Origin of the sequence: Spirillospora sp. NPDC052242 (assembly GCF_040679555.1) — a bacterium.
GTDB lineage: Bacteria > Actinomycetota > Actinomycetes > Streptosporangiales > Streptosporangiaceae > Spirillospora.
Map to the genome: position 1 here is coordinate 82,452 of NZ_JBFAUZ010000039.1, position 8,965 is coordinate 91,416.

The following is an 8,965-nucleotide window of genomic DNA, read 5'->3' on the forward strand; positions in this document are numbered from 1 at the left end:
TCGGCGCATGCCGACCGCCTTCATCACCGGCGCGACCGCCGGCATCGGCGCCGCCTTCGCGCGGCGCCTCGCGTCCGACGGTTTCGACCTCGTGCTGCTCGCCCGCGACACCGCCCGCCTGGACCGGGCCGCCGCCGACCTGCGCGACCGGTACCGGGTGCGCGCCGAGACGCTGACCGCCGACCTCGCCACCGAGGAGGGCCTCGCCGCCGCCGAGGAGCGCGCCCGCAAGGACGTCGACCTGCTGGTCAACAACGCCGGGTTCGGCAACCGCGGCGTCTTCCTCGACGTCCCCGTCTCCGACGAGCTCACCATGCTGAAGGTGCACTGCGAGGCCGTCCTGCGCCTCACCCACGCCGTGCTGCCCGGCATGCTCGAGCGCGGCCGCGGCGGCGTCGTCAACGTGTCGTCGGTCGCGGCGTTCGCGACGCGCGGCACCTACGGCGCGTCCAAGGCGTGGGTGGTGAGCTTCAGCCAGGGCGTCGCCGCGGACATCGCGGCCCGCTCCGGCGGCCGCGTCCGCGTCATGGCGCTCTGCCCCGGCTTCGTGCACACCGAGTTCCACGAGCGCGCCCGGATGGACATGTCGGACGTCCCGGACTTCATGTGGCTCGACAAGGACGCCGTCGTCGACGCCGGGCTCCGCGACCTCCGCCGCGGCGCGCGCGTCAGCGTCCCCGGCGCCCAGTACAAGGCGATCGTCGGCCTCACCCGGCTGGTCCCGCAGGGCCTCGTCGCGCGCATCTCGTCCAAGCGCGGCCGCAGATACGACTGATCCCTTGTCACGCGGGACTCGGCGGGGCAAGGTAAGAGGGCACGTTGCTCTTCCGGCGCGCGAGCGGCGTCCTTCGCCCTGCACGCCGAGAGGTCATTTCGCATGCACGACCCGGGCCACGCCGCCCTCGCGCTGATCGCGACCACCACCTACTACATCGCGTTCCTGATCTTCCGGGTGTCCGCCCGCCGGATGGAGCCGCTGCGCGGCGGGCGGCCGTTCCGCGTCGCCCGGCTGATGCTGACCGACCCGATCTGGCTCGGCGGCGGGCTGCTGCTGTTCCTCGGGCTCGGCTACGAGATCGTCGCGTTCTCGCTGCTGCCGCTCACCGTCGCCCAGCCGGTCTTCGCCGTCGGCCTCGTCCTGCTCGTCGCGTACGCCGTCTGGTTCCTCGGCGAGCGGCTGACGCCCCGCGAATGGACGAGCATGGCGCTGTTCGTCCTCGCCACCCTGCTGATCGGCATGTCCGCCGACCCCGCCGGCGAGCCGGTCGCGGACGCGACGCTCGCCGGCACCCTCGCCTCGCCGTGGCCGATGCTCGCGCTGTGCGTCCCGGCGTTCCTCGTCGCGGCGCTCGTCTGGCTCGTCGGGGACCGCAAGGCCGGCGGCCGGCACGCCCGCCGGCTGTCCGGGGTCGCCTACGGCATCGGCGCCGGGGCCTGCGCGGGCCTCGCCGAGGCCGGGATCCGCGGCATCGCGCTCGTCCACGCCGAGACCGGCGGCCTCCGCGCGATCCTGGAGTCGCCGTACCCGTACCTCACGCTCGGGTTCGCCGCGATCGCGCTCGGACAGCTGCAGGTCGCGCTGCAGCGCTGCCGGGTGTCGATCGTCGCGGCCGTCCTGACCGTCATCGGACGGCTGTACCTGATCGTCAGCGGGACCGTCCTGTTCGGCGAGGAGTGGCCGCGCGAGCCCGGCCCGTTCCTGCTGCGCACGGCCGGTTTCGGCCTGGCCCTCGCCGCCCTCGCCCTGTTCCCGCGCTACGAGCAGGACCCGCGCGCCGAGGAACGCGTGAAAGCCGCCGCCTGATCGGCGGCCGCCCCCTGCATCGACCCGCCTGATGGGCGATGCTGGGACGCATGCGGATCCTGGTGACCGGGGCGGGCGGCTACATCGGCTACGCGGTGGCGCGGCGGCTCGCCGAGGCGGGCCACGAGGTGGACGGGCTCGTCCGCCGCGACGCGGACCTCCCGCGCGGCGTCCGTCCCGTCGCGGGCGACCTGCTCGGCGCCCTGCCGGCGGGGCCCTACGACGGCGTGTGCCACCTCGCGGCGCTCACCCGCGTCCGCGCGTCGTTCGACGATCCGCTCGCCTACTACGAGACGAACGTGCAGGGCACCCTCGCCCTCCTGCGCGCCGTCGGCCGCGGCGGGACGCGCCTGGTGTTCGGCTCGACCGCCGCGGTGTACGGCGTCCCGCCCGGGGGCGGGCCCATCCCGGAGACGGCCGGGACGGCGCCGGCGAGCCCGTACGGCGCGACCAAGCTCGCCGCCGAGCAGATGATCCGGCACCACGCCCGCACGGGCGCGATCGGCGCGGTGATCCTGCGCACGTTCAACGTGTCCGGGTCCGTCGACGGCCGTCCCGACCCCGACCTCACCCGGCTGATCCCGAAGGCGCTCGCGGTGGCCGCCGGGCACGCACCGCACCTGGAGGTCAACGGCGACGGGCTGGCGGTCCGCGAGTACCTGCACGTGGACGATCTCGCGGACGCGTACGTCCGCGCCGTGGAGGCGGTCCGGCCGGGCGAGGACCGCGTCTACAACGTCGGGACGGGCGCGGGCGCGGCCGTCCACGAGGTGGTCGCGACCGTCGAGCGGGTCACCGGGCGGCCGGTCCGCGCGCTGCGGCGCCCGGCCCGGCCGGAGCCCGCGGAGCTGGTGTGCGACGCCGCCGCGATCCGCGCCGACCTCGGCTGGCGGGCGTCCCGCGCCCTCCCGGAGATCGTCGGGGACGCCTGGAACGCCCTCACCCGCACAAACGACTAAACTCGCCCGCGTGTCCGAGCCGAAGTTCGAAGTCCAGATGCTTCACGACCGTGTCATGATCAAGGTCGAGAAGGACAGCGGGGAACGCCGCAGCACCGGTGGGATCGTGATCCCCGCGACGGTCGAGGAGACCAACCGCCTGGTCTGGGGCGAGGTCTGCGGGGTCGGCCACCACGTGCGCGTCGTCAAGCCCGGCGACCGCGTCCTGTTCCACCCCGAAGACCAGTACGAGGTCGAGATCCAGGGCGAGAACTACCTGGTCATGCGCGAGCGCGACCTGCACGCCATCGCCAGCGAGCGCCCCGAGCACGGCACCGGCCTCTACCTCTGATCCCGCGCTAGGGCCGGCTCCTCGGCGAGCCGGCCCTCCTTCAGCGGCAGCCGGTGGTCGGCGCGCGCCGCCGCGTCGGCGTCGTGCGTCGCGTGGACGATCGTGACGCCGTCCGCGACGAGCTCGCCGAAGATCTCGAGGATCCGCTCCCGGGAGTCGCGGTCGAGGCCCGCCCCCGGCTCGTCGAGCAGCAGCAGGTCGGACCGCTGCGCGAGCCCCTGGGCGATGAGCACGCGCTGGTACTGGCCGCCGGACAGCTCGCCGAGCTGCCGGCGGGCGAGGCCGGCGACGCCCACGCGCTCCATGCAGTCCGCGATCAGCCCCCGGTCGGCCCCGGTGAGGGGCCGCCACCAGCCGCGGTCCACCCACCGCCCCATGGCCACGGCGTCCCGCACGGTCATGGGCATCGCGGCGGGGACGTCGGTGTGCTGGAGCACCAGCGCGGGCCGCCGGTCCCCGGAACGCTCCACCGTGCCCGCCGTCGGCCGGAGCGCCCCCGCGAGGACGCCGAGCAGCGTCGACTTTCCCGAGCCGTTGTGGCCCACGAGGGCGGTCACGCGCGCCCGCGGCACCCGGGCCGTGATGTCGTGCAGCACCGTCGTGCCGCCGTAGCCCGCCCGGATCCCGCGCATCGTGATCGCCGTCTCGTCCATCGACCCTCCTTGCTAACGATAACGGTTTTCATTGTACGATCCTTGCTCATGGAGTGGCTTTTCGCCCCCTTTGGGGTGTCTTTTGTCGAGCGGGCGCTGGTGGGCGGGTTGCTGGTCTCCGGCATCTGCGCGCTCGCGGGCACCTGGGTCGTGCTGCGCGGCATGGCCTTCCTCGGCGACGCGATGTCGCACGGCATGCTGCCCGGCGTCGCGGCGGCGTCCCTGCTGAACGGAAGCCTGTTCGTGGGCGCCCTGCTCAGCGCGGCCGCGATGGCGCTGGGCGTGACGGCGCTGTCGCGGTCGCCGCGGCTGTCCCAGGACACCGGCATCGGGCTGCTGTTCGTCGGCATGCTCGCCACCGGCGTGATCCTGGTGTCGCACTCGCAGAGCTTCGCGGTGGACCTGACCGCCTTCCTGTTCGGGGACGTCCTCGCGGTGCGGCCGCGCGACCTGGCCGTCCTCGCGGCGGCGCTGTGCGTCGCGGCCGGCATCGCCGCCGCGGGCCACCGCGCGTTCGTCGCGCTGACCTTCGATCCGCGCAAGGCGCGGACCCTGGGCATGCGGCCCCGGCTCGCGAACGGCCTGCTGCTGGCGCTGCTGACGCTGGCGATCACCGCGTCCTTCCACGTGGTGGGCACCCTGCTGGTGTTCGGGCTGCTGATCGCGCCGCCCGCGGCGGTGGTGCTGTGGGCGCGCAGCGTCCCGCTGGTGATGGCCGGGGCGGCGCTGCTCGGCGCGCTGTCGACCTTCACCGGCCTGCTCGTCTCCTGGCATCTGGGCACCGCGGCCGGGGCGACGATCGCCGCGACCGCGGTGGCCCTGTTCTTCCTCTCCGCGCTGGGCGCCGGCCTGCGCGACCGCCGTCCGCGCGGTGCCCCGGCGCGGCCCGGAGGCTCCCGACGAAAGGAACCCGAGTACTCGTCATGATCTGTGGCAGCACGAGACGCGCCCGGTGGCGCGCGCCGGTGACCGTCCTCGCGGCGGGGGTCCTCCTCGCGGCGTGCGGCGGCTCCGGCGGCGAACAGGAGTCCGCGGGCGCCGAACCGACCCCGCACGGCTACGTGGAGGGCGCCGAGGAGACGGCCGAGGCGCAGTGGCGGCTCGTCCTGACCGAGGCGGGCGGCGGCCGGATCCACACGCTCGACCCCGCGACCGGCGAGACCGCGCCCGCGGGCGAGGCGGCCGGGGTCACGGCGGCGCGCACCGACGGCCGCTTCGCCTACCTGTCGACCCCGAACGGCCTGCGCGTCTTCGACGGCGGAACCTGGACGGTCGACCACGGCGACCACGTGCACTACTACCGCGCGGACGCACGGACGGTGGGCGACGCGGACGTCCCGGAAACCTCCGGCGTCAGCGGCGACCTCGCCGTGACCGCCCTGGCGGGCGGCGGGGAAGTGCGCGTCCTCGACCGGAAGGCCCTCGACTCCGGGAAGCTCGCCGAACTCGCGCGCGTCCCGGGCCGGGCGGCCGTCGCCCATGCCGAGCACCTGGTCGTCGCCTCCGCGGCGGGCGAGGTGACGGTCCACCGGCGGGACGGCCGCCGCGTGTCGCGGCTCCCCGAGGCGTGCCCCGAGCCCGCGGGGCAGGCGACGACCCGGCGCGGCGCCGTCCTCGGCTGCGCGGACGGCGCGCTGCTCGTCACCGGCGAGGACGGAACGTTCCAGGCAGCGAAGATCGCCTACCCGGGGACGGTGCCGCGCGACGAGCGGGCGGCGGACTTCCGCCACCGCCCCGGATCGGACGTGCTCGCGGCGCGGGCCGGGGACGAGGGCGCCTGGGTGCTCGACGTCCGCGCCCGCGCGTGGCACCGCGTCGGCGACGGGCCCGCGGTCGCGGTGAACGCCGTCGGCGAGGACTCGCCCGTCCTCCTGCTCGGCGAGGACGGCGCGCTGCGCTCCTACGACCCGGCGACGGGCGAGGAACTCGCGCGCACGGACCTGCTGGACGACATGGGCGGCGCGGACGGCGCGGACGGCGCGGCGCCGGTGATCGAGGTCGACACGGCACGCGCCTACGTCAACGACCCGGCCGCCAAGACCGTCCACGAGATCGACTACAACGACGAGCTACGAGTGGCGCGCACGTTCGACCTGCCCTTCTCCCCCGCGCACATGGTGGAGACGGGATGGTGACCGCGCCGGCGCCCCGTCCCGCGGACGGCCGCCGCCGGGGCCTCGCCGCGCTGCTCGCCGTGCTCTGCCTGGCGGTCGCGGGCTGCTCCGCACTGGGCTCCGAACGGACCGGGATCGTCGTCACCACGAACATCCTCGGCGACGTCACGCGCGCCATCGTCGGCGACCGGGCCGAGGTGACGGTGCTGATGAAGCCGAACGCCGACCCGCACTCGTTCGGCGTGTCCGCGCGGGACGCCGCGCGCATCGAGGAGGTCGCGCTGCTGATCCACAACGGGCTCGGCCTCGAGGAGGGCGTGGCCCGCAACGTGCGGGCGGCCGAGGACCAGGGCGTCCCGGCCCTCGCCGTCGGCGCGGAGGTCGACCCGATCCCCTACGCCGGGGGCGACACCGCGCGCGAACCGGACCCGCACTTCTGGACCGACCCCGTCCGGATGCTCGACGCCGTCGACGTGATCACGGACCGGATCGTCGAGCACGTCGACGGGATCGACGAGGCGGGGGTCCGCGCGGCCGCCGCCGCGTACCGGGCGAAGGTCGAGGAGCTCGACGCGTACATGCGCGGCGAGTTCGCGAAGATCCCGCCCGGCCGCCGCAACCTCGTCACCGACCACCACGTGTTCGGCTACCTCGCCCAGCGCTACGGCTTCGAGGTCGTCGGGGCCGTGATCCCGAGCGGCACCACGCTCGCCTCGCCCAGCGGCTCGGACCTGAAGTCGCTGGCCGACGCGGTCCGCGGGGCGGGCGTCCGCACCGTGTTCGCCGACTCCTCCCAGCCGGACCGGCTCGTGCGCGTCATGGCGCGGGAGACCGGGCTCGACATCGCGGTCGTCCCGCTCTACTCCGAGTCGCTCACCGCCGCCGACGGCGGCGCCCCCACCTACCTGCGGATGATGCGCGCCAACACCGAGGCCATCGCCAAGGGCCTCGCGGCGCGCTGACCCGCACGAACCCGACCGATCCCCCAGCGGAAATGAGACGAGAGATGAGACACCCCCTGCGATCCCGGACCCGCGCGCGGGCCGCGCTGCCCGCGACGGTGGTCGCGCTCGGCCTCGCGCTGAGCGCGTGCGGCCAGAGCGACGGCGACTCCGCCGCGCAGAGCGAGACGTCCGCGCCCGCCGCCGTCAAGGTGAAGGACCCGCTGGTCGCGACCTACGACGGCGGCCTGTACGTCCTCGACCCCGTGACGCTCAAGGTCGTCGAGGACATCCCCCTGGACGGCTTCAACCGCGTCAACCCCGCCGGCGACGGCCGCCACGTCATGGTCTCGACGTCCACCGGCTTCCGCGTCCTGGACGCCGCGGGCGCCCGGCTCACCGACGACGAGTTCGCCGCGCCCAAGCCCGGCCACGTGGTGCACCACGCGGGCAAGACCGTCCTGTTCGCGGACGGCACCGGGAAGGTGACGATCTTCGACCCGACCGAGCTCGGCGGCGGGCTGCCCGAGACGCGGACCCACGACAGCGAGCACGCGCACCACGGCGTCGCCGTCGCGCTCTCCAACGGCGAGCTGCTGACCACGCTCGGCACCGAGGAGGAGCGCACCGGCGTGCACGTCCTCGACGCGAACCGCAAGGAGGTCGCCCGCAGCGAGGAGTGCCCGGGCGTGCACGGCGAGGCGACCGCCCAGGGCGAGGCCGTCGTCATCGGCTGCGAGAACGGCGCGCTGATCTACCGCAACGGCGAGATCACCAAGGTGAAGGCGCCCGACGAGTACGGGCGCATCGGCAACCAGGCGGGCCACGAGGAGTCCCCGATCGTCCTCGGCGACTACAAGACCGACCCCGACGCCGAACTCGAACGTCCCGAACGGGTCTCCCTCATCGACACCCGGACCGGCGACCTCGAACTCGTCGACCTCGGGACGAGCTACACGTTCCGGTCGCTGGCGCGCGGGCCCCACGGGGAGGCGCTCGTCCTCGGCACCGACGGCGCCCTGCACGTCATCGACCCCGAACGCGCCGAGGTGACGAAGAAGATCGAGATCATGGGCGCGTGGCGGGAGCCGCTGGAGTGGCAGCGGCCCCGGCCCACGCTCCTCGTGCGCGACCACACCGCGTACGTCACCGACCCCGGCGGCCGCACGGTGTACGCCGTCGACATCGAATCGGGCGAGGTGAAGACGAAGGCTCAGACGCCGCAGCCCACCAACGAGCTGACCGGCGTCTGAGGACGGCCGCGGACAGGCCGCGGGCGCCCGCGCCACGGGCGTCCCGCGGCCTCCGCCCGGGAGCGGGCGGGAGGACCGCGGCGGGCCGGGCCCCGGAAGGGCCCGGCGGACTCAGAGCTTGAAGAGCTTCGCGAACGGCGCGAGGATCCTGACCCTCTCCGTCCCGAAGTCGACCAGGACGGCGCGTCCGGGCTCGATCTCCAGAACGCGGCCGAGCCCGTACTTGTCATGGCTGACGCGGTCCTGGAGCTCGAACTCCTTGACCGGCGGCGCCGCGGGCGGTGGTTTGAACGGACTGGTCGGCAGGTGTCGCCGCTGAGCGGGCTTGGACGTTTTCATCACTCCTCAGTATGCGCTCACCGGGTCACTACCGGGAGACGCCCCGATGTCTGACATGAAATTTACCCGTGCGTCACCGCCGCCCGCGCAAGATTTCCGCGCATCCCCGGATTCGTGTGGTAGCGTACTAATCGGTTGCGGTTCCCATAGACATGTTTCTGGTGCGCTTGCGGCGTTCGGCCTCAAGCGCATTTTTGTTGTTCTGGATCTTCCGGATGGGCCATCGCGGCAGCCCGGTGCGCAGGTCGCGCGCCGGGAACCGACCTGAAGGAGATCGACATGACCACCGGCACCGTCAAGTGGTTCAACGCGGAAAAGGGCTTCGGATTCATCGAGCAGGACGGCGGCGGCGCCGACGTCTTCGCCCACTACTCCAACATCGCGGCCCAGGGGTTCCGTGAACTCCAGGAGGGCCAGAAGGTGTCGTTCGACATCACCCAGGGCCAGAAGGGCCTGCAGGCGGAGAACATCGTTCTCGCCTGATCGTCCGGCGGGGGGGGGGGGGGCGGCCCCCGCCCCCCCCCCCCCCCCCCCCCCCCCCACACACCCCACACCACCACGCGGCAGCCCA

The 8,965-nt window shown here is 74.1% G+C and carries 11 protein-coding genes; 9 read left to right on the top strand and 2 right to left on the bottom strand.

What is annotated here, in order from left to right:
- Window positions 1-7 precede the first annotated feature (7 nt).
- From AB0L25_RS28655 to AB0L25_RS28670, 4 genes are all read left to right on the top strand, one after another.
- Entirely contained in the window at window positions 8-775 is a 768-nt protein-coding gene (locus AB0L25_RS28655; RefSeq protein ID WP_500175823.1) for an SDR family NAD(P)-dependent oxidoreductase, read from the top strand.
- Between the two features lie 102 nt (window positions 776-877).
- Window positions 878-1,804: a DMT family transporter gene (locus AB0L25_RS28660; RefSeq protein WP_500175824.1), complete on the top strand. Its 927-nt coding sequence runs from the start codon at window positions 878-880 to the stop codon at window positions 1,802-1,804.
- Between the two features lie 50 nt (window positions 1,805-1,854).
- Entirely contained in the window at window positions 1,855-2,763 is a 909-nt protein-coding gene (locus AB0L25_RS28665) for an NAD-dependent epimerase/dehydratase family protein (RefSeq protein WP_500175825.1), read from the top strand.
- A 10-nt stretch (window positions 2,764-2,773) separates the two neighbouring features.
- A complete protein-coding gene (locus AB0L25_RS28670) occupies window positions 2,774-3,094 on the top strand; it encodes a GroES family chaperonin (RefSeq protein WP_378300658.1) in 321 nt (106 codons plus the stop codon).
- Here the strand turns inward: AB0L25_RS28670 and aztA are convergent.
- Window positions 3,085-3,747 carry a zinc ABC transporter ATP-binding protein AztA gene (aztA, locus tag AB0L25_RS28675; RefSeq protein ID WP_500175826.1) on the bottom strand — a complete coding sequence of 221 codons (663 nt, stop codon included), beginning with the start codon at window positions 3,745-3,747 and terminating at the stop codon, window positions 3,085-3,087. The two genes, AB0L25_RS28670 and aztA, sit on opposite strands and share 10 nt — an antisense overlap.
- Window positions 3,748-3,795: 48 nt before the next feature.
- Here aztA and aztB point away from each other — a divergent pair, with 48 nt between their 5' ends.
- From aztB to aztD, 4 genes are read left to right on the top strand one after another with little or no spacing between them, the layout of a single operon-like run.
- Window positions 3,796-4,674, top strand: coding sequence for a zinc ABC transporter permease AztB (aztB, locus tag AB0L25_RS28680; RefSeq protein WP_500175827.1), 879 nt, complete (start codon window positions 3,796-3,798; stop codon window positions 4,672-4,674).
- Window positions 4,671-5,882, top strand: coding sequence for a PQQ-binding-like beta-propeller repeat protein (locus AB0L25_RS28685; RefSeq protein ID WP_500175828.1), 1,212 nt, complete (start codon window positions 4,671-4,673; stop codon window positions 5,880-5,882). Before aztB ends, AB0L25_RS28685 begins: the two co-directional genes overlap by 4 nt.
- Complete coding sequence (gene aztC, locus AB0L25_RS28690) at window positions 5,876-6,823, top strand: zinc ABC transporter substrate-binding protein AztC (RefSeq protein ID WP_500175829.1); 948 nt, start codon at window positions 5,876-5,878, stop codon at window positions 6,821-6,823. The genes AB0L25_RS28685 and aztC overlap by 7 nt, the downstream gene beginning before the upstream one ends.
- A gap of 44 nt (window positions 6,824-6,867) precedes the next feature.
- Window positions 6,868-8,055, top strand: coding sequence for a zinc metallochaperone AztD (gene aztD / locus AB0L25_RS28695; protein ID WP_500175830.1), 1,188 nt, complete (start codon window positions 6,868-6,870; stop codon window positions 8,053-8,055).
- Between the two features lie 111 nt (window positions 8,056-8,166).
- Here aztD and AB0L25_RS28700 read toward each other — a convergent pair whose 3' ends face one another.
- Entirely contained in the window at window positions 8,167-8,394 is a 228-nt protein-coding gene (locus tag AB0L25_RS28700; RefSeq protein WP_500175831.1) for a hypothetical protein, read from the bottom strand.
- Window positions 8,395-8,673: 279 nt separating this feature from the next.
- Here AB0L25_RS28700 and AB0L25_RS28705 point away from each other — a divergent pair, with 279 nt between their 5' ends.
- The gene (locus tag AB0L25_RS28705) at window positions 8,674-8,877 is read left to right on the top strand and encodes a cold-shock protein (RefSeq protein WP_500175832.1); all 204 of its coding nucleotides are present in this window, start codon (window positions 8,674-8,676) and stop codon (window positions 8,875-8,877) included.
- Window positions 8,878-8,965 lie beyond the last annotated feature (88 nt).